At 54.0% G+C, this 19,358-nt stretch carries 18 protein-coding genes; 8 read left to right on the top strand and 10 right to left on the bottom strand.

Translation table 11 applies throughout. The annotated features are described in order from the left end of the window. Positions 1 to 42: 42 nt before the first annotated feature. Together betB and betI are read right to left on the bottom strand one after the other, a co-directional pair. Positions 43 to 1,506, bottom strand: coding sequence for a betaine-aldehyde dehydrogenase (gene betB, locus CPH80_RS10380; RefSeq protein WP_096277557.1), 1,464 nt, complete (start codon positions 1,504 to 1,506; stop codon positions 43 to 45). Beyond that, positions 1,506 to 2,102, bottom strand: coding sequence for a transcriptional regulator BetI (gene betI, locus CPH80_RS10375; RefSeq protein WP_096277555.1), 597 nt, complete (start codon positions 2,100 to 2,102; stop codon positions 1,506 to 1,508). The genes betB and betI overlap by 1 nt, the downstream gene beginning before the upstream one ends. A gap of 437 nt (positions 2,103 to 2,539) precedes the next feature. Between betI and CPH80_RS10370 the strand changes: the two genes are divergently transcribed. From CPH80_RS10370 to CPH80_RS10350, 5 genes are all read left to right on the top strand, one after another. Next, positions 2,540 to 3,517, top strand: coding sequence for a TAXI family TRAP transporter solute-binding subunit (locus tag CPH80_RS10370; RefSeq protein ID WP_096277553.1), 978 nt, complete (start codon positions 2,540 to 2,542; stop codon positions 3,515 to 3,517). 94 nt (positions 3,518 to 3,611) lie between these two features. Beyond that, entirely contained in the window at positions 3,612 to 5,792 is a 2,181-nt protein-coding gene (locus CPH80_RS10365; protein WP_096277551.1) for a TRAP transporter permease, read from the top strand. Between the two features lie 98 nt (positions 5,793 to 5,890). Further along, positions 5,891 to 7,705, top strand: coding sequence for a sensor histidine kinase (locus CPH80_RS10360; RefSeq protein WP_096277549.1), 1,815 nt, complete (start codon positions 5,891 to 5,893; stop codon positions 7,703 to 7,705). Next, positions 7,702 to 9,054, top strand: coding sequence for a sigma-54-dependent transcriptional regulator (locus CPH80_RS10355; protein ID WP_096277547.1), 1,353 nt, complete (start codon positions 7,702 to 7,704; stop codon positions 9,052 to 9,054). The genes CPH80_RS10360 and CPH80_RS10355 overlap by 4 nt, the downstream gene beginning before the upstream one ends. Positions 9,055 to 9,190: 136 nt before the next feature. Then, positions 9,191 to 10,885 (top strand): methyl-accepting chemotaxis protein, encoded by a 1,695-nt coding sequence (locus CPH80_RS10350; protein ID WP_096277545.1) that lies wholly within the window; start codon positions 9,191 to 9,193, stop codon positions 10,883 to 10,885. A 55-nt stretch (positions 10,886 to 10,940) separates the two neighbouring features. Here the strand turns inward: CPH80_RS10350 and CPH80_RS10345 are convergent, their stop codons facing one another. The 8 genes from CPH80_RS10345 to CPH80_RS10310 all read right to left on the bottom strand — a co-directional run bounded on the left by CPH80_RS10345 (position 10,941) and on the right by CPH80_RS10310 (position 16,478). Continuing rightward, entirely contained in the window at positions 10,941 to 12,296 is a 1,356-nt protein-coding gene (locus CPH80_RS10345) for a PhoH family protein (protein WP_096277543.1), read from the bottom strand. Between the two features lie 92 nt (positions 12,297 to 12,388). Beyond that, positions 12,389 to 12,880 (bottom strand): HPP family protein, encoded by a 492-nt coding sequence (locus CPH80_RS10340; RefSeq protein ID WP_096277542.1) that lies wholly within the window; start codon positions 12,878 to 12,880, stop codon positions 12,389 to 12,391. Between the two features lie 16 nt (positions 12,881 to 12,896). Continuing rightward, entirely contained in the window at positions 12,897 to 13,637 is a 741-nt protein-coding gene (locus CPH80_RS10335) for an START domain-containing protein (protein WP_096277540.1), read from the bottom strand. A 269-nt stretch (positions 13,638 to 13,906) separates the two neighbouring features. Next, positions 13,907 to 14,161, bottom strand: coding sequence for a cell division topological specificity factor MinE (minE, locus tag CPH80_RS10330; RefSeq protein ID WP_096277538.1), 255 nt, complete (start codon positions 14,159 to 14,161; stop codon positions 13,907 to 13,909). 3 nt (positions 14,162 to 14,164) lie between these two features. Continuing rightward, complete coding sequence (gene minD, locus CPH80_RS10325) at positions 14,165 to 14,977, bottom strand: septum site-determining protein MinD (RefSeq protein ID WP_096277537.1); 813 nt, start codon at positions 14,975 to 14,977, stop codon at positions 14,165 to 14,167. Between the two features lie 81 nt (positions 14,978 to 15,058). Continuing rightward, positions 15,059 to 15,814 carry a septum site-determining protein MinC gene (minC, locus tag CPH80_RS10320; RefSeq protein WP_096277535.1) on the bottom strand — a complete coding sequence of 252 codons (756 nt, stop codon included), beginning with the start codon at positions 15,812 to 15,814 and terminating at the stop codon, positions 15,059 to 15,061. Continuing rightward, entirely contained in the window at positions 15,811 to 16,200 is a 390-nt protein-coding gene (locus CPH80_RS10315) for a HopJ type III effector protein (RefSeq protein WP_096277533.1), read from the bottom strand. The genes minC and CPH80_RS10315 overlap by 4 nt, the downstream gene beginning before the upstream one ends. Continuing rightward, positions 16,200 to 16,478, bottom strand: coding sequence for a DUF1244 domain-containing protein (locus tag CPH80_RS10310; protein WP_096277531.1), 279 nt, complete (start codon positions 16,476 to 16,478; stop codon positions 16,200 to 16,202). Before CPH80_RS10310 ends, CPH80_RS10315 begins: the two co-directional genes overlap by 1 nt. A 115-nt stretch (positions 16,479 to 16,593) precedes the next feature. Between CPH80_RS10310 and dinB the strand changes: the two genes are divergently transcribed. The 3 genes from dinB (at position 16,594) to CPH80_RS10295 (ending at position 19,296) form a co-directional block, all read left to right on the top strand. After that, positions 16,594 to 17,658: a DNA polymerase IV gene (gene dinB / locus CPH80_RS10305; RefSeq protein WP_096277529.1), complete on the top strand. Its 1,065-nt coding sequence runs from the start codon at positions 16,594 to 16,596 to the stop codon at positions 17,656 to 17,658. 34 nt (positions 17,659 to 17,692) lie between these two features. After that, positions 17,693 to 18,730, top strand: coding sequence for an NADP(H)-dependent aldo-keto reductase (locus CPH80_RS10300; protein WP_096277527.1), 1,038 nt, complete (start codon positions 17,693 to 17,695; stop codon positions 18,728 to 18,730). 242 nt (positions 18,731 to 18,972) lie between these two features. Then, on the top strand, positions 18,973 to 19,296 hold the full coding sequence (locus tag CPH80_RS10295) for a hypothetical protein (RefSeq protein WP_096277525.1): 324 nt from the start codon (positions 18,973 to 18,975) through the stop codon (positions 19,294 to 19,296). Positions 19,297 to 19,358 lie beyond the last annotated feature (62 nt).

The following is a 19,358-nucleotide window of genomic DNA, read 5'->3' as shown; positions in this document are numbered from 1 at the left end:
GCGGACGAACAATCCGCAGCGACGATGGCTTGAATAGCGTTATCAGAACGGCGCCTCAAGAGGAGCCATGCCCACATAAACTGATTTAGTCTGGGTATATTGAGCGAGCCCCTCGCGGCCGTTCTCACGACCAAGCCCTGAGAGTTTATAGCCGCCCACGGGCATTTCGGCGGGCGAGGCGCCAAAGCTGTTGATCCAGCAAATCCCGGCCTCGAGTTGATGAATGACACGGTGAGCACGGGTGATGTCCGCCGTGAAAATACCGGCGGCGAGGCCGTACTCGGTGTCGTTGGCGCGCTGGACAACTTCCTCTTCGGTATCAAAAGGCAGCACCGACATCACCGGGCCAAAGACTTCTTCGCGCACAATGGTCATGTCGTCGGTGCAATCGGCGAACACCGTGGGGGCCACAAAGTAACCGTTTTCACAACCTGCGGGCTGTAACGTGGCGCCGCCGGCTAGCAAACGTGCACCTTCGGTTTTACCGCTGTCGATATACTTCAGGACCAAGTCCCGGTGGCCTGCGCTGATAAGGGCGCCGAAGTTGGTGTTTGGGTTTTCGGGATCACCAGCAATGATGTTGTTCTCGGTGCGCTCTACCAGCTCAGCCAGAAAAGCGTCGTAGATCTTGCGCTGGACAAACACCCGGGTGCCATTGGTGCAGACCTCGCCCTGGGTGTAGAAGTTACCCAGCATCGCGGCCGATACCGCCTGTTCCAGATTGGTATCGTCAAAGATGATCAGCGGCGACTTGCCCCCGAGTTCCATGGTGACGGACTTGAGTGTGCGTGCAGAATCGGCCATCACGGTGCGACCGGTTTTCGCCTCCCCAGTAAAAGACACCTTGGCGATGGCGGGGTCTGAGGTCAGCATTTGGCCGACCCGGTAATCACCCTGCACAACGTTAAACACACCTGCCGGCACGCCTGCGGCTAGGTAGATTTCTGCGAGCTTGATGGCCCCCAGTGGCGTCTCCTCAGACGGTTTAAAGATCATGCTGTTGCCACAAGCCAAGGCTGGTGCTGATTTCCAGCAGGCAATCTGCAAGGGATAGTTCCAGGCACCGATACCGGCACACACACCCAGGGGTTCCCGGCGAGTATAGAAAAAATCTGGCCCGACTTGCTGGCTTTCACCCACAATGCTGGACGCTTGGCCACCAAAATACTCGACGGCGTCAGCACCGGTTACGACATCCACCACATTGGCTTCTTGCCAGGGTTTGCCGGTATCTCGTACCTCGATCATAGCCAGTGCATCGTTTTGTTCACGCAGCATGGAGGCGGCCCGGTTGAGGATGCGCCCGCGCTCCATTCCCGTCATGGCAGACCAAGCCTCAAAACCTTTCTGGGCGCTGGCAACGGCGGCCTGCATGATCGATTCATCGGCCTGTTCAACTTGATAGATCACTTGGCCGGTGGCTGGATTCACAACGTCGAACCGCTCACCGCTTTGGTTTGCCAGGGGTTGGCCGTTGATAAACGATTGGTAGATGGGCAGCGTCATTAGGAGGCTCCGTTATTCGCGTGAATGGCTTGGTCGATGTAGGTTTTGCACAAGGCAACCGCCTGATCCGGCTCAATACGGCCTTCACTCATAGCTGCACGCAGCCAGAAACCGTCGATCAGCGCGGCGATGGTTTGCGCCGTTGCACGAGACTGCTCGGCTGGCATCAACTGGCGCAGGTAGAAAATCAGATTGGACAGCAGACGACGCTCGTTGACTCGCTGCAGCCGCATCAAATCCGGGTTGTGCATGGCCTGGGTCCAGAAACCCAACCAGGCTTTGGCAGACTGGGCGTCGGTTTGAACACCAGAAAAATTGGCATCCACGATGGCCATCAGGCACTCGCGGGGGGCATTAGGGCGCCCGGCCATTGAGGTTTTCACATCGTTCTGCAGGGACGACAACAAATACCGCATGGTTGCCTCCAATAAGCCCTGCTTACCGCCGAAGTAGTGGCTGACAATACCAACCGACAACTCCGAGGCGCCTGCGATCTTGCCAATCGTGGCGCCCTGAAAGCCGTGCTCTTCAATCACCTTCAACGTTGCGTTGATCAGCTGCTGACGCCGAATGGACTCCACCCCTAATCTTGCCATGCCATCCTCGAGTTACGCTCATTTTGAATGTGTATTCAAAATTTTGAACAAGTATTCAATGAACGAAGGTTAATGGTTTGAAGACTAAATATCAAATAAGCAAAAAAAGTCCGAGCAATCGGGCTTTAACGCTAAAAGTCATTAAAATCGGGCAGAATAGCGGGAAAAGTCTTTAGAATACGAAAGAGCGGCCGCTCTGAAAGACGAAACAATTTTTAAGTATTTGGCCGCGGTTATGGCGGAATTTAACCCATGGCTCATCATTAATGGGTGATAACGTACCCATTTTTCAGCGTTTGTATTTCAGTTTTCTAGAAAGTATTTGTTTTATAAGCACTTTTTCAACCTGGCCTGCTCCTTGCTGCTTTCTTTCTATCGAAGCCCTCTCGGGCTCCGTTGAGCACCCAATAAATAAAATGAACCAGGGAGCATTCTCTATGAAAACCCAAGCCATTATGGCGGCGGCATTCGCCTCTACTCTTGCTGTTGCTAATCCTGTAGTTGCCCAGGATAAGGCCGGATGGCCAGATAACTTTACTGTTGGAACAGCCAGTCAGGGCGGTACCTACTTCGCCTATGGTTCTGGCTGGGCTAACTTTGTTGCAGAAAGCCTGGGTGTTTCCGGCGGTGCTGAAATTACAGGCGGCCCGATGCAGAACATGGCACTGGTGCACACCGGTGACCTTAAGTTCGGCCTGACCACCATGGGCCCAGCTCAGGAGTCTATGGATGGCAACAGCCCGATTGCCCCAGGCCTGAAAATGGACAATGTTTGCGCCATGTTCCCCATGTATGAGACGCCTTTCTCGGTGACTGCGCTGAGCAGCTCGGGTATCACCTCTATTTCTGATATTCCAGATGGTGCCACCATCGGCTTCGGCCCGGCGGGCTCAACGTCCGATACTTATTTTCCGCGCATGATGGAAACCTTGGGGGTGAACTTCGAACGCCGTAACGGCAGCTGGTCTGATCTTGGCAGTCAGCTTCAGGATGGCTTGATTGATGTTGTGGCCTTTGCCGCAGGCATTCCTATTCCAGCCGTGAGCCAGTTGGAAGTTCAGACCGATGTAAACATCATTGGCATGACCGAGGCTGAAGCGAAAAAGGTGACAGATAACTTCCCTGTTTCTGAGTTCATTATTCCCGCCAGTACTTATCAGTCGCTGGATGAGCCTTCGCGTGTTGTCTCCATGTGGAACTTTGCCATGGTGAACTGCGATATGCCGGAAAGCTTTGTGTATGAAATCACCAAGCTGACCATGGAGCAAAACGACCGAATGGTTTCTATCCACAAGGCTGCCAGTAACTCCATTCCTGAGAACTACACCAAGAACAAGGTTCTGCCTTGGCACCCGGGTGCGGCTCGTTGGTTCAACGAGAACGGTTACAAAATCGAAGAAAGCAAGATCAAATAAGCTGTTGATTTGAAGAGCTTAAATAAGGGGGCCGCAAGGCCCCCTGTACAATAGCTGGCACCTTGCCGGCTCCGATTCGCTGGCAGGACCCCCAATGACACTCGAACGACACCCCAAAGATTTTTCCGACGTGGAGGTGGGCGAAGACCACGCGCTTGCCCACGACGTCGATGAAGAGCCTGTAGAAGCAAACCGCAGGCAGTTTAAAGGCGGCCTGCTAAAGTTTGTTTCTTTGCTTGCAATTCTATACTCCTCATTCCATCTGTATTCGCTGAATATTGCGCCGTTGGAAACCTGGTCGTTCCGGATTGTGCACATTGCCGGGACATTGGTTCTGGGTTTTGTTTTGTTTGCCGGGGCTCGGTTTGTTTCTGCTGAAGAGGGCTCGGTGCGCCACCGATGGACAACATGGATTGGCGCGGTTGCGCTCATACCTGCCTTTTATGTGCTGTATCAAACATTTTCGTTCTGGCAGATGGTTCAGAATGGCGCCCTGCGGATTCCCGTAAACCTAGAAACCTGGCACTTTGGCTGGCCGTTACTGGCTACAACGGCTACCGGCATTGTAGTGAGCTGGTTCCATCAGCGTGAACGCTCACGTTTCAGTGTGCCGGATCTGGTTTTGATTGTGTGTTCAATCGCCGTCGCCGCGTATTTCCTTGTGGCTTATAACACCTCTATGCGCATGTCTACGGGCACTTCGTTCGCACCTATAGGCATTTCGTTCGCTGCGGTTGCTGGCACCGCGCTGATTATGGAGCTTACCCGCCGGGTTGCCGGCTTGGCTTTGGTGATTATTGGGTTGATATTTCTGTTGTACGTATTTGCGGGGCCGTATCTGCCGGGCTTTCTTGGTTATCCTGGGCTGTCTGTGCAGCGCTTCTTTAGCCAGGTTTACACAGATGCCGGCATTCTTGGGCCCACCACAGCGGTATCATCTACTTATATTATTCTGTTCATTATTTTTGCAGCGTTTTTACAGGCATCCAAAGTGGGCGACTATTTCGTAAACTTCGCGTTTGCGGTAGCCGGTCGCTCACGGGGTGGCCCCGCCAAGGTATCCATCTTTGCTTCCGGCCTGATGGGCATGATCAACGGCACCAGCGCCGGTAATGTGGTGTCCACCGGGTCACTGACTATCCCGCTGATGAAAAAGGTGGGTTACAGCAAAAAATCGGCCGGCGCTGTGGAAGCGGCGGCGTCTACCGGTGGCCAGATCATGCCGCCGATTATGGGGGCAGGCGCCTTCATCATGGCGGAAATTACCGGTATCCCTTATACCGAGATTGCCATTGCAGCCATCATCCCCGCGATACTGTACTTTGCGTCCGTTTATTTCATGGTCGATTTTGAAGCTGCAAAAACCGGCATGCGTGGCATGCGCGAAGACGAGCTGCCAAAGCTGCGAGCGATGGTGAAGCAATGCTACTTATTTTTGCCGATCATCATTCTGGTCGTGTCGCTGTTTATGGGCTATTCGGTAATACGTGCGGGTACGTTGGCCATGGTTTCGGCGGCGGTTGTTAGCTGGTTCTCACCGAATAAGATGGGCATTCGTCAGATTTTGCACGCGCTGGAAATTGCCTCCTATATGGCAATACAGATTGTTGTAGTGTGTGCGGCCGCGGGCGTTATTGTCGGCGTTATTTCCCTGACCGGCGTTGGTGCCCGCTTCTCGGTGTTGCTGCTGGATGTGGCAGAGGCGAGTCAGTTGCTCGCTCTGATCTTCGCTATGTTCATCTCCATTCTTCTGGGCATGGGAATGCCGACAACGGCGGCATACGCGGTTGCCGCTTCTGTGGTGGCGCCGGGGCTTGTGCAGTTGGGGATTGACCCGCTGACGGCGCATTTCTTCGTGTTCTACTTTGCGGTTGTCTCTGCTATTACTCCGCCGGTTGCGCTGGCTTCCTATGCGGCCGCTGCGATTTCCGGTGCCAAGGCCATGGAAACCTCTGTTGCATCCTTCCGGATTGGCATTGCAGCGTTCATCGTGCCCTTCATGTTCTTCTACAACGGCGCGCTGTTGATGGAAGCTGGGTGGTTTGATATTGCCCGTGCACTGGTTACCGCATTGTTTGGTGTGTACATGCTGTCTGGCGGTGTGCTGGGCTGGTTTGGCAATGTGTCGGCCTCTTGGGTGGCTCGTTTGCTACTGATTGGTGCTGCGTTGTTGATGATTGCAGGCGGCTTTGTATCCGACCTGGCAGGTATCGCGCTTGCCGCGATCGTGTTCTTGATGCAGCGCCAGCGCAGGGGTCGCCTAGCGGCCGCCTGAGCTTTCCAGCGATTGCCGGCACTCATCCCCCGGCTCTTGTCCTTCAAAGGGCCGGGGGATACTCTGGCGTCCTTTAATGGTGTTGCGGGAACCGGGATATGTCTTACCGGATAGGCGCTTTTGTTGTATTTGTATTCACCCTCGTGGTGTCCTGGATGCTGGGTGGCTGGGTTGGCTACCGGCAGGTTGAGCAGGACAGCCTTGAGGAATCTTTTCGCTACCGCCAGCTTGTGGGCAACGAGCTAAACCGATACCTGCCCATTCCCGAATTGATGGCGGAGCACCCATTGTTGGCGGCGGCCCTTTGTTCTCCAGATAACCCCGCGATCATTCATCAGGCGAATGAAAAAATGCAGCGCATGGCCACTATTGTTGGCAGCTCTGATGTGTACCTGATGGACACAACTGGCCTAACTATCGCCGCCAACAACTACCAGCAAACGGGCAGTTTTGTGGGGCGCAATTTCAGCTTTCGGCCTTACTTCTCTGAAGCCATGGATAACGGCGGCTCCGCCATTTACTTCGCCTTGGGTTCTACCTCGGGGGTTCGCGGGCTGTACTTTTCTCACCCAGTGCGTGGTGGGCAAGGGCAGTTGCTAGGCGTGGTGGCGGTGAAGGTGCTGGTGCACGAGCTGGAATCCCAGTGGCATAGGCCTGCATCTTTGCGTGAGGCTGAAATGGTGGTGTTGGATGAAGCCGGTGTGAGCTTTCTGGCCAGCAAGCCTGATTGGTTGTACCGGGATTTCACCGGTGATGCAGAAGACGCGCCGGGTGAGGCGTCGCGGCAACGTTATCCAGACAGGGATCTTAGGCCTGTATCCCTAAAGTACCTTGGTAAGCCTTCAGGGTTGTCGGGTTCATCTGGAACGTTGCGCATTCGGGAAAATGGCGGGGGCCGCGAGTATCTGAGCGTTCGCACACCCTTGCCCAGGTTGGATTGGACGCTTCAGGTCATGGTGAGCACGCGCTCAGTGGTCTGGACGCGGCTCGGGTTTGTGGCAGGCGGTATTGCGATATTCTTTGGCGGCCTGTTGGCCTGGCTGTACTTACGAGAGCGTTACCGTCGCGAAGCAGAACTGGCCCTGAGAGGGGAACAGCTTGAGCTCAGCGTTACAGAACGAACGGCGGACTTGGAGAGGTCTAACCGCAAACTGCTGGATGAGATACGCGAGCGCGAGCGCACTCAGGGCGAGTTGCGAGAAACTCAGCAGGAGCTGATTCAGGCGGCTAAGTTGGCGGTGCTGGGGCAGATGTCTGCTGGGCTTAACCACGAAATGAGCCAGCCCCTTACAGCCATCCAAACCTACGCAAGAAACAGCCGCCGTTTTCTGGAGCGAGGCGCCGCCGATGTGGTGGATGCAAACCTCAATGAAATAGTGCTTCTGTGCGACAAAATGGCAGAGCTCACGCGCCAGTTTAAGGTGTTTGCCCGGAAGTCCGAAGGGCCACCAACCCTTGTGGATTTTCGCCTATCGGTGGATGCGTCCCTTAAAATTATTGCGGCACAGAAAAGCAGCGCAGACATTGATATTCGATGGAACCGTCCTGAGCAGCCGGTTTGGTGCCACGGTGACCTGATCCGCATCGAGCAGGTTATGGTTAATCTACTTGCCAACGCAGTACAGGCCGCTGAAAATCAGGAGCAGCCGAAAATCACTATAGATGTGGAAGAGCAGGGGCAAATCTGGCGCTGTTTTGTGCGGGATAACGGCTCTGGGTTGCCGGCGAATACAGAGCAGATTTTTGAACCTTTCTTCACCACCAAGTCCGTCAAGCAGGGGCTTGGGCTAGGGTTGTCTATCTCAAGGCAAATTGCTGATGCCCTGGGTGGCCGGCTTACCGGGCGCAATCGCATGAATGCGCCGGGTGCGGAATTTGAATTTACCCTAACAAAGCGGGAGGCCACGGAATGACAGAACCCTCGGTAATCTTTGTGGATGATGAGCCTCACATTCGCAAGGCCATTGCCCAAGCGCTCATCCTTGAAGATCTGCCTGTGAGCTGTTTTGCGGATGCAGAATCGGGCCTTTCCGCCATTACCGCAGAATACAACGGTGTGGTGCTGTGTGATTACAACATGCCGGGGATGGACGGGCTTGAGATGCTGAGCGCGATTCACGCTCTGGACAACACCATTCCCGTCATCATCCTGACCGGTCAGGGCGATATTAGTACGGCGGTTTCTGCCATGCAGCAGGGCGCCTATGACTTTATAGAAAAGCCGTTCAACCACGATGAGCTGATTGAGCTACTGCGGCACGCGCTGGAAAAGCGGCATCTTGCCTTGGAGAACCGTCGGCTCAAGGTTCAGCTACGCCACTTGGCCAGGCCTGGCCCCAGGATTCTTGGGGACTCACCCAGCATGAAGAAGGTGATGGATACCATCACGCCGATTCTGGATATTTCTGCCAACACTCTGTTGTTTGGCGAGACAGGTTCCGGCAAGGATGCGCTTGCTCGATATATCCACGAGAACAGCCCGCGGGGTGCCCACAACTTTGTGGCGATTAACTGCGGCGCTGTGCCGGAAAACCTGATTGAGAGCGAGCTTTTTGGCCATGAGGCGGGGGCGTTCACCGGGGCTGACAAACGCCGTATTGGTAAAATTGAACATGCCCACCGGGGCACGTTGTTTTTAGATGAGGTGGAAAGCATGCCCGTGCCGCTGCAGATCAAGCTGCTTCGGGTGCTTGAAGAGCAAAAGGTGGAGCGCCTGGGCAGCAATCAGGTGCAGGATGTGGATGTGCGCATTATTGCGGCCACCAAAGCGGATCTCAAACAGCTTAGCGACGAAGGCAACTTCCGCCCCGATCTCTATTATCGGCTGAATGTGGTGAAAGTGGACATTCCGTCGTTGCGCGAGCGCAAAGAAGATATACCGATGCTGTTCCATCACTTTGTGCTGATCGCCGCCGCTCGTTATGATCGGGAGAGTATTCCACTGGATGCCAGCCAAGCTGCACGGTTAATGCATCACACCTGGCCCGGAAATGTCCGCGAATTGCGCAACCTGGCTGAGCGTTATGTGCTGCTTGGCCCAGCGGCGCTGGATGACAATGAACCAGCAGCCAAGGCCGATGTAAGCGGCCGGCGAACCCTCACAGAGATGATGGACAGCTTTGAGCATTCGGTGCTGACCAGCGCCCTCAATGCTTGCCAAGGCAGTATCAAAGACACCATGGTACAGCTGGGAGTAGCCCGCAAAACTCTCTACGACAAAATGAAAAAGCACGGCCTAGACAAGGCTCAGTTTAAGGACTGAGCCCGGTTACATTCGGTATACAAAATACGCAGGATCCTCAGTGATAATGTACGAGGGTACTCTGTATTATCGTGTTTCTTTGCTGCGGGCGAATGCTTCCGTCCATTCTCTGTAATAGATAGAAGACCTACCAGATATGAAAAACCTGACCATTCAGACAAGGGTGCTGTTGCTGGCACTCGTGCCCGTGATCGTGCTTACCGTGTTTCTGACTACGTATAACCTGAATCAAGCCCGGAGCATCGGTGACGGAGCTGTAGCGGGGTTTTCAACAGATATGGAGGCGAGTAAACGCCAGGAACTCAGAAACTATCTCGAGCTAGCACGTACTTCAATCGCCCATCTATACAATCAGCCAGGATCGGCTAATGATCCTGAAATGCGCAAGCAAGCGTGGGAAATTCTTCGCCAGATGCGTTTCGATGATTCGGGCAGTGTGGGCTATATCTTCGCCACTGACACCAGTGGCCTTACAGTTATGCATGGCGCAAAGCCGGCATTGGAAGGCAAGAACCTCTGGGACTCTCAAGATCCCAATGGTACTTACCTGATCCGCGAACTGGTAAAAGTGGCTCGTAGCGGCGGTGGCTATGTTCCCTATGAGTGGCAGAACGAGAGAACAGGCGAAGTCGCGCCGAAACTTGGCTATGCAGTGATGATTCCGAAGTGGGATATCATGATTGGCACGGGGTTTTGGGTAGACGGTCTGGAAAAGCAGGTCGTCGCTATGGACAAGAAAGTCGGGGACTCCCTAGGCAGTGCGGTAATCGGTTCAATAACCACCTCACTGATCGCATTGGCTATCATCGTGTTCTTAGCCCTGATCGTTGTACGCAGCATAATCCGGCCGCTGAAATCGGCAGTGTCTGCCATGAACGATATCGCCAACGGCGATGGTGACCTGACCCGCCGATTGGAGATAAGCGGCAAGGACGAGTTGAGCCAGCTAGCGACGGCCTTCAACAGCTTCGCCGATCAGGTCCACGGACTGGTGGAGCGGGTTCTCTCATCCACCCGCACGCTGAACGAAGCTTCTGAGGAGCTGAATCAGGTAATGGGAGAGACCGAGCAAGGCGTAGAACGGCAGAAGTCTGAGAGCGACCAAGTGGCGACGGCCATGAACGAGATGACGGCCACAGCTCAAGAAGTGGCCAACAATGCCAGCGAAGCTTCCGATGCAGCAGACCACGCCAATGTTCAGGTATGCGATGCTCAGGGCTTGGTGCACCAGACCATTGTGGTGATCGGTGGCCTGTCCGAACAGGTTGAAGAAGGGGTTAAGGTTATTGAGAAACTGGGTGCCGACTCCCGCCAGATCGACACCGTATTAGAAGTAATAAGGGAGATTGCCGATCAGACAAACCTGTTGGCCCTGAATGCGGCCATCGAAGCGGCTCGTGCTGGGGATGCTGGGCGCGGGTTTGCGGTGGTTGCGGATGAAGTTCGCACGCTGGCGAGCCGGACTCAAAAGAGCACTCAGCAAATCCAGGAAACGATAGAGCGGCTGCAAGCTGGAGCCGACAATGCGGTGAAGCTGATTGGGTCGATCAGTGAACGCAGTGAAGCCACAGTTGCGGAAACCCGTCAGGTGGATGAAGCCCTGCAGCGGATTAACCAAGCGGTTGGCACTATAAATGAAATGAATACTCAAATTGCCAGTGCTGCAGAAGAGCAGACCAGCGTCTCTGAAACCATTAACCAGAATGTTCACGAGATTGTTGCGATCACAGAACAGACTGCTCAGGGAACTCGTCGGGCTGGAGCGGCAACACAGCGTCTTAAAGGGCTGGCGAAAGATATGTCAGATCAGGTCAGTCGCTATCGTGTCTAACTTATAGAACGTACAAAAAAGCCGAGCTTTAGCTCGGCTTTTTTGTACGTCTGTATCAAAGGTTGGCTTCCGCAAACTCCGCCAGTATTGATCGCGGCACACCTTGCAGGTGAATGTGTCCGCCGTGGCTGAAGGTTTTGAAACGCTCGGTCATATAGGTCAAGCCGGAGCTCAGAGCGCTCAGGTAGGGCGTGTCGATCTGCGCCAGGTTGCCCAGGCAAATTACTTTGGAGCCATTGCCCGCACGGGTAATGATGGTTTTGATCTGGTGCGGTGTTAGGTTCTGGGATTCATCAATAATGATCAGGCTGTGCTGGAAGCTGCGGCCACGAATGTAGTTCATGGATTTGAAGTGCAGGGGCACCTTGCTGAGAATGTAGTCCACACTGGCGGTCATGTTTTCGTCGTCTTCGTGCAGTGCTTCTAGGTTATCTACGATGGCACCCAGCCAGGGCGCCATTTTTTCCGCCTCGGTGCCGGGCAGGAAACCGATGTCCTCATCCAGCCCTTGGGTTGAGCGCGTTGCAATAATCCGTTTGTAGAGCTTACTGGCAACGGTCATCTCGATGCAGGCAGCCAGCGCCAGAATGGTTTTGCCAGAGCCCGCCGACCCGGTGAGGTTAACCAAGTGTATGTCCGGATCAAGCAGAAGGTTCAGGGCCATGGCCTGATAGATGTCCCTCGGCACCAGGCCCCACACTTCTTCGTTCATCAGATCGTGCTGATGCAAATCCCGGATAACAATCTGAGTGCCGGTGATGTTGACGGCTTTGCCTATAAACCCCTGCTCATCAAGAACAAATTCGTTGATATTGAGTTTGGCCAGTTCACCTTCGCGCTTGAGAGTGTGCTCGGTTACACCTTCGCGCTGCACGGTTTCCACTTTGGCGATGGTGTCCCAGAACGAGTTCGGGAACTTGCGATAGCCCCTGGGCAGCAAATCGATGTCGTCCAGCAACTGATCGTTGTGATAGTCCTGGGCTTGAACACCAAAGCCACGGGCTTTCAGCCGCATGTTGATGTCTTTGCTGACCAGAATGATATCTCGGAATGTGTGCCGTTCCTGAAGTGCCGCCAGCGAGTTGATGATTTTGTTGTCGTTCAAGTGCTCGGGCAGTGAATGATTACCCGTGTGCTCAGCGCTCATCAGAATAGAGAGGGTGCCCAGAGGTTTCGCCATCTTGGCTCGTACGATGGGCACGCCTTTTTCTATGTCCTTTGGGCTGGCATCGCCAAGCAGCCTGTCGATGGTGCGAATAGCCTGGCGACAATCGGCCGCGACGCTTTGCTTGCCGGATTTAAGGCCGTCGAGCTCTTCAAGGACTGTCATTGGGATGATGACATCGTGTTCTTCAAAGTTGAGGAAGGCGTTCGGATCGTGAATCAGGACATTGGTGTCGAGGACGTACATTTTTCTTCGAGCTTGCGGTGCTCTTTCTGGTGTTCTTTGCGGTGCTCTGGGTTCCGGTGTTCTGGGCATAGGGGCGCTACCTCAGTGGTGGTTCAGTCATTACGGGCGCAGCGTTCCGTAAGCTCCTCATCCGAAATGACTTTTAGCATGTCGTATGTGGTCACAATACCGGTAATCTTTGAATCCCGAGTGATGAAAATCCGGTGAAGGTGCTCGCTCATCATGATATTGGCAATGTCGCGCACCGGAGTAGTCTCGTCAACCGATAATACAATCGGCGTCATGATGTCCCGAACTTCTACCGGTACTTTGCTCATTTCCTCAAACAGCACCATGCGCAAACGTCGGGCTTCGCGCTGATCTTCAGCCGTGAGTTTGTGCGCCGTGTTGGACCGGCTAGCGTTCCAGCGAAATTCTGTAATGTCTTTGAGAGTGGCAATGCCGATAATTTCGCCAGATTCGTCTGTAACAGGGCTGCCGGTGATTTCGTTGTCGGTCAGAAACCTAGCCAGGCAATCCATTGTCCAAGATTGGGGTACGGCCTTAATGCTAGGCGTCATTATCTCGTAAGCGCGCACGGTCATTAGGTGTTTTCTGCCTTTAGGTGTCGGTCGGTATTCTGACATCCATCAGTTGGCCGTTCTGGTCGTATATCAAGCGGAAGCCTTGATAACGCGCCAAGCGAGCGACTCGTTCCAGCTCCTCTATGGAGCTTACCGGTATATCAACCAAAAGTGTGTTAACCAGCCAGCCGGGCAGGGCGCCGTTGGGGTCTGTGTGTTGCAGCCATATCATTCGGGTTTTGCCGTTCTCGGGGATGAGGCGGTACAAGGTGTCTGAGCGATCAACCCTTACGCGGTTGCTGTTCTCTGCTCGCTTGCCCGGTGTGGCGCTCATTTCCATGACGACTTCGCCGGAAGCCTTATTGCCTTGTGTGCGAATGTGCAGCACGTAATCGCGATCTGTTACCGGCCAGGGCATGTCGTTTACAGAATAGGCGTAACGGTCATTAAAGTTGCCTTTACCCACACCGTAGGATTCAGAGCAATTAAGCACCCACTCCATACAGGATGTTGGGTCCACCAGAACCGCCATAATGGCTTCAATGGGGGCATCAAGTACGGTCTCGGCTTTGAACACCTGAAAGCTGGAGTTGTCCTGATCCATGGTGTAAATGCGGATCGCGCCGGCTTCCTTGCTCAGGCTCCATGCCTCACTGTCTTCAGCAGGCAACGCCGCGCGAGCAGTGGCAGCCGCCATAGCAGAAACCAGCAAGGCGCAAATGACGCCGCTGATGACTGAGGCCCAGCCTTTAATGCTATGGGCTTCGGGCTTTCTCATAAGCTACACTTCCTTAATGATCATGGGTTGAGTCTAACATGAGGTGTTGGGCATTATGGCTCTGAAGTAGGGGATTGTGAACTAGGTATCCGCCGGGTTAAGCAGTTAATTTGATTGGCCTGATTCGATGAAGACCATGACCACAAAAAAACTGATTGATGCAAAGGGACACATCACGCCCGGCGTGCTGAGCCAGCCGGTAGTCCGTGTGGTAATAAAAATGCCTGCCCACAGAGACAGGCATTTTTTTAGCCGCTGCTAGGTCGGCCTCAGCGCTCGGGCAGGGTGACGTTCAGCTCCAGAACGGAGCAGCTGCCGTTGCGATCTACCTCTACCTGAACCATATCGTCACTGATTTGCACGTATTTGCGGATTACCGCCAGTAGTTCCTGCTGCAATTGCGGCAGGTAATCTGGTTGGTCACGCTGGCCGCGCTCATGGGCCACGATAATTTGCAGACGTTCTTTCGCCACGTTGGCGGAGGAACCTGGTTTTTTGCTTTTGAAATAATCGAGGAAACTCATCCGTCAGCCTCCCTTAAACATCCGTGAGAAAAAGCTCTTTCGCTGCGTCGTCATGAAGCGGTGTTCCCGCTCCTCGCCCAAAAGGCGTGCAACTGCGTCATCGTAAGCTTGGCCAGCATCACTCTCTTCTTCGAGAATAACAGGCAAACCCTGATTCGACGCGTTGAGAACAACCTGGCTTTCCGGAATAATGCCCAGCAGAGGAACCGCAAGAATTTCTTCGACATCTGCTACCGAAAGCATTTCGCCCCGCTCAACCCGCTCAGGGTTGTATCGAGTCAGCAGCAGGTGCTCTTTGACTGGATCCTGACCCATCTCCGCCCGGCGGGATTTGCTTTGCAAAATGCCAAGAATCCGATCGGAATCCCGCACTGATGAAACCTCGGGATTGGTCACCACAATGGCCTCATCTGCATAGTACAGCGCCATCTGCGCCCCGTGCTCGATACCGGCAGGGGAGTCGCAGATAACGTAGTCGAAGCGTTCAGACAGCTCGTTGATAACTTTCTCTACGCCTTCTTTGGTGAGGGCTTCCTTTTCCCGCGTTTGGGAAGCAGGGAGGATATAAAGCGTATCAACGCGCTTATCGCGGATCAAAGCTTGGTTCAGCGTTGCTTCGCCTTGTATGACGTTTACAAAGTCATACACCACACGGCGCTCGCAGTTCATGATTAGGTCTAGGTTGCGCAGGCCCACGTCGAAGTCTACCACCACGGTTTTGTGGCCGCGTTTGGCAAGGCCGGTGCTGATGGAGGCGCTGGTGGTGGTTTTGCCAACGCCGCCCTTTCCTGAGGTAACGACAATAATTCTAGCCAAGGTCTATTTCCTGTGTCTCGTTGGATTCGTCGTGTCTGCCGGAGTTATAGCCCGGTCAAATTATTTTGTTCGATTCCTGTATCAGGCCTTGTCCAGTGGTGTTAACACTAGTAGGTCGTCCCTGAGCTGAATCTGTACAGCGGTTTTCCAGCCGTTGTCCTGGATATCTTCGGAGATTTTATAGTGTCCAGCGATGGACACAAGCTCTGCCTCAAGGGATTGGCAGAAAATTCTCGCGGATTCGACACCATGAATACCTGCCAGGGCTCGACCTCGCAGCGGGCCATAAACGTGAATATTGCCCGCTGCCAGCACTTCCGCCCCCGCCTGAACCGGCGCCAAAATAATGAGATCACCCTCTGGCGCGTGGACTTGCTGGCCCGATCTTACTGGTTGGGTGATGATCTTGGCCGGGGTCGCCTCCGGTGCTGCCTGAGGCGCCGGCGCAACAGGCGATTCTGCATTCTCGGCTGTGGGTGGGGCTTCGTGATCCCGGTCTCGCTGGCTGCCTCCCGGCACTAAGGCCAGAGAGGCCCCCCGAGCAAGACGTTGCTGGTCGTCGTTGCCGCCGCGAACGCCTATTACGTGAATATTATTGCGCCGGCAAGCGCCGATGATTTTGAAGAAATCCAGCTCACTGTCGAGACCTTCGTACTTTTCTAGGCTGATAACGAGAGGGATGTCCCGAAAAAAACCAGGTGCCTGGTTTATCTTGCCTCGCAACGTTTCTTCAAATTCGTCGCTGTCGAAATAGTAGAGCTCCAGCGCGGTCATGGATACGCTGGCACTTTTCAGCCGGAACACTTGTTGTACTCCGGAGGTGGCGGTGTCGCTCATGAATGGGTCTCTTCCCTGGTGTCTGGCTCGGATGGGGTGCGGCGTTGGCGCAGCGGCGTATCTTCAAAATGTATACCTGACCAGCCGGAACTGATGAACTGGCGAATATTACTGTGGCTTTCCCCGGCGGGATCGTTCAGCACCTGCTGGTAATGTTGAGCAAACAGTTTCAACGTGTCTGCTTCGTTCAGGCTGCAGTGGCGGCCTAGGCCAAATACCCGGCATGAGCCGGCATTTTCACCGGCAGCGTTGAATAGCGGGCCGTTGTGAAAGCTGGCAGGGTTGTAGTCGAAGTATCGCTCGATCAGCGCCAAGGTGTCATCAAAATCTGCATGTCCGCCATCCAGTGACGCTAAGTGGATGCGTACGGCTTCGTTTACGTTCATTACTTGTGATCCTGTTTCGGACCTGCCTGGTGTATTGCTTTCCACTGGTCGTACGGCATGCCGTAAATCTCTTCCCGGGCGGCCGGATCGGAGATTTCGTGGCCCCGCTCGCTGGCTTCCGCCCGATACCATTTGGAAAGGCAGTTACGGCAGAACCCGGCCAAATTCATCAGGTCAATGTTCTGAACGTCGGGGTTGTCTCCCAAATGCTTAACCAGGCGGCGAAAAGCTGCGGCTTCGATCTCAGTGCGCTCAGAATCTGGAATGGGGTTCGACATGGGGCCTCGTCATGGTATTGAGTGGTTATCATGGAGATTCCTGACATTCTCAGCATCTTACTTTAAGATACAAGGCTGTATAAATGTACAGAAACCCGACGCGAGCCCAGTGATTATGCCTCAACGCAAGATCATTCACGTGGATTGTGACTGCTTTTATGCAGCAGTCGAGATGCGTGATGACCCAACATTGCGGGAGGTTCCGCTGGCGGTAGGCGGTGAGGGTAGCCGTGGCGTGGTGACGACCTGCAATTATAAGGCCCGGGCTTTTGGTGTGCGCTCGGCTATGCCGGGCAGTGAAGCCCGCCGGCTATGCCCCGGCTTGGTTACGGTGCCGCCGGACATGGCTCGCTACCGCGTGGCCTCGCAAAAGGTGATGGGCATCCTCAGGGAGCTAACCGATCTGGTTGAGCCTTTGTCGCTAGATGAAGCCTTTCTGGATGTATCCGATATTACTGACCACAAGGGCAGTGCCACGCTGATGGCCCGCTACCTGCGAGAGCGGGTAGAAAAGGAGGTGGGTATCACCATTTCTGCGGGAGTCGCCCCCAATAAATTTCTTGCCAAGATTGCCAGCGACTGGCGAAAGCCCGACGGGTTGTTTGTAGTAAAACCTGACGAGGTAGACGACTTTGTCCGCGAGCTTAAGGTAGAAAAGCTGTTTGGGGTAGGGCAGGTGACGGCCGGAAAGCTGCATGCCCTTGGGGTTCAAACATGCGGAGACCTGCAGGCGCTTGGCGTTGAAGTGTTGATTGAACGTTTCGGTAAACAGGGCTACCGGCTGCACGAAATGGCCCATGGCCGGGACGAGCGCTCGGTGGTGGTTTCGCGGATCGCCAAGTCCCTCAGTTTAGAGCGCACCTTCTCCCAGGATTTACCGGATATGGCAGCGTGTGAAACGGTATTGGTATCGCTGGCGGCCGATCTCAATTTACGGCTTACCCGCAAGGCGCGGGAGAAACCCATCCACAAACTGTTTATCAAAATACGTTATAGCGATTTTTCTACCCATACCTTAGAGCGCGTGCGGGAAAATATAAAAGAGCCGGGGTTTGATGATTTCCTGCCACTGCTCACAGAACTGGTGACCAATCGCGAGCGGCCTGTTCGCCTGCTGGGCCTGGGTGTGCGTTTTCGTAACGATGATGCTCCTGTTACCCAGCTGCGATTGTTCGACTGATAAAATTGCGCCATTAAATAAACTTGGAGGCTGTATGCAAACGCGAAAACTTGGGAAGACCGATATTGATGTCAGCCTGATCTGCCTGGGAACCATGACCTGGGGGGAGCAGAATACCGAGCAGGAAGCTTTTGAACAGCTGGATTACGCCACCTCTGAAGGTGTGAACTTTATTGATGCTGCTGAGATGTACCCGGTACCGCCACGGGCAGAGACTCAAGGGCTGACCGAGACCTATTTGGGCAACTGGCTGGCAAAGCGCGGGCGCCGTGACGACCTGGTAATTACCTCGAAAGTCGCTGGGCCGGGTAACGGGTTGGGTTATTTGCGCAACGGCCCGCGCCTTACCCGTGACCACATTATTGAAGCCTGTGATACCAGCCTGAAGCGCCTGCAAACCGATTACATAGACCTGTACCAAGTGCACTGGCCGGATCGCAATACCAATTTTTTCGGTAAGCTCGGTTATGAGCATGATCCCAAAGAGCAATCTACGCCCATCGAGGAAACGCTAGAAGCGCTCAATGAGCTAGTTGAAGCAGGGAAAATCCGGCATATCGGGCTCTCCAATGAGACACCCTGGGGCACCATGGAATATCTGCGCCTAGCGCGGGAAAAAGGCTGGCCGCGGGTCGCCAGTATTCAGAACCCCTACAACCTACTTAACCGGTCATTCGAATTGGGCATGGCAGAGATTGCACACCGGGAGCAGGCGGGCTTACTAGCTTATTCGCCGCTCGCTTTCGGTATGCTGTCTGGTAAATACATGGGTGGCAAATGGCCTAAAAAGGCTCGCCTGACCTTGTATGAGCGGTTCAGTCGCTATACCAATGGAAGCGGATTGGATGCGACACGCGCATACGTGGAGCTTGCCCAGCAGAACGATTTGTCTCCGGTTCAGATGGCCTTGGCTTATGTGAACACCCGAAGCTTTGTAACCAGTAATATCATTGGTGCCACCACCATGGAGCAGCTTCGAGAGAATATAGGCTCGCTTAGCGTGAATCTCAGCCCTGATGTGCTGGAAACCATCGAGACGATTCACCAGGAATTTACCTATCCCTGCCCTTAGGGGCGTGGATTATCCAAAATTAGCCTAAGGTGTTGAGCCAAAAGGAATTGGCCCAGACTGAGGAAGTTGGTCGTTACATTCTGCAACAACGAAGATCATTTTTTGACAAAAAACGGGTGATCTGGTGACAAAAAAGCCACGCAACTGTGTGCGATTTCACATTTTTTTGCCGCTCAGGGGTTAGACTTTGGCCTAAGGTATAAGTAAACTTCTTTTCCGGTTAAAAGGTCTTCGTAAGTATCATGATTATTCGCATCTTTATCGCTCTGCTTGTTCTTAACGTCGCCGCGTTTGTGGTTCGCGCCGATGCGTCTGAGCGTGCGTTTGATGAGCTAAGCGAAATCACGACGACCGAGGATGTTTATCAGTTGCAGCAGCAGATGTCTGGCGATTTCGAAGACGACAACTCCGATGCCGTTACCGAAATCGGTTCGCGTTTGTTGAGCCTCTCGCTGGTTCGCACAAGCAATACCGGCAAGCAGTACGCCTCCCAGTCTGCCCAGGCGGATCATGGCATTGCGCTATTAAATGAGGGAGCCTGCCTGAACCTGAAGTGGAACTTCTGAATTCATAGTGTGTAAGATTCAGCTAGCCGTTACGCTCTTATTGTTTTTATCCTGAGTATTAC

It is taken from the genome of Marinobacter sp. LV10R510-11A (genome assembly GCF_900215155.1).
GTDB lineage: Bacteria > Pseudomonadota > Gammaproteobacteria > Pseudomonadales > Oleiphilaceae > Marinobacter.
The sequence above is the reverse complement of the archived record's forward strand: the minus strand, read 5'-3'. Positions and strand labels throughout refer to the sequence as shown.

What these genes read in the sequence shown, in the direction of transcription:
- betB (WP_096277557.1), bottom strand. Translation starts at nt 1,506, where the DNA reads ATGACGCTGCCCATCTACCAATCGTTTATCAACGGCCAACCCCTGGCA.
- betI (WP_096277555.1), bottom strand. Translation starts at nt 2,102, where the DNA reads ATGGCAAGATTAGGGGTGGAGTCCATTCGGCGTCAGCAGCTGATCAAC.
- CPH80_RS10370 (WP_096277553.1), top strand. Translation starts at nt 2,540, where the DNA reads ATGAAAACCCAAGCCATTATGGCGGCGGCATTCGCCTCTACTCTTGCT.
- CPH80_RS10365 (WP_096277551.1), top strand. Translation starts at nt 3,612, where the DNA reads ATGACACTCGAACGACACCCCAAAGATTTTTCCGACGTGGAGGTGGGC.
- CPH80_RS10360 (WP_096277549.1), top strand. Translation starts at nt 5,891, where the DNA reads ATGTCTTACCGGATAGGCGCTTTTGTTGTATTTGTATTCACCCTCGTG.
- CPH80_RS10355 (WP_096277547.1), top strand. Translation starts at nt 7,702, where the DNA reads ATGACAGAACCCTCGGTAATCTTTGTGGATGATGAGCCTCACATTCGC.
- CPH80_RS10350 (WP_096277545.1), top strand. Translation starts at nt 9,191, where the DNA reads ATGAAAAACCTGACCATTCAGACAAGGGTGCTGTTGCTGGCACTCGTG.
- CPH80_RS10345 (WP_096277543.1), bottom strand. Translation starts at nt 12,296, where the DNA reads ATGTACGTCCTCGACACCAATGTCCTGATTCACGATCCGAACGCCTTC.
- CPH80_RS10340 (WP_096277542.1), bottom strand. Translation starts at nt 12,880, where the DNA reads ATGACCGTGCGCGCTTACGAGATAATGACGCCTAGCATTAAGGCCGTA.
- CPH80_RS10335 (WP_096277540.1), bottom strand. Translation starts at nt 13,637, where the DNA reads ATGAGAAAGCCCGAAGCCCATAGCATTAAAGGCTGGGCCTCAGTCATC.
- minE (WP_096277538.1), bottom strand. Translation starts at nt 14,161, where the DNA reads ATGAGTTTCCTCGATTATTTCAAAAGCAAAAAACCAGGTTCCTCCGCC.
- minC (WP_096277535.1), bottom strand. Translation starts at nt 15,814, where the DNA reads ATGAGCGACACCGCCACCTCCGGAGTACAACAAGTGTTCCGGCTGAAA.
- CPH80_RS10315 (WP_096277533.1), bottom strand. Translation starts at nt 16,200, where the DNA reads ATGAACGTAAACGAAGCCGTACGCATCCACTTAGCGTCACTGGATGGC.
- CPH80_RS10310 (WP_096277531.1), bottom strand. Translation starts at nt 16,478, where the DNA reads ATGTCGAACCCCATTCCAGATTCTGAGCGCACTGAGATCGAAGCCGCA.
- dinB (WP_096277529.1), top strand. Translation starts at nt 16,594, where the DNA reads ATGCCTCAACGCAAGATCATTCACGTGGATTGTGACTGCTTTTATGCA.
- CPH80_RS10300 (WP_096277527.1), top strand. Translation starts at nt 17,693, where the DNA reads ATGCAAACGCGAAAACTTGGGAAGACCGATATTGATGTCAGCCTGATC.
- CPH80_RS10295 (WP_096277525.1), top strand. Translation starts at nt 18,973, where the DNA reads ATGATTATTCGCATCTTTATCGCTCTGCTTGTTCTTAACGTCGCCGCG.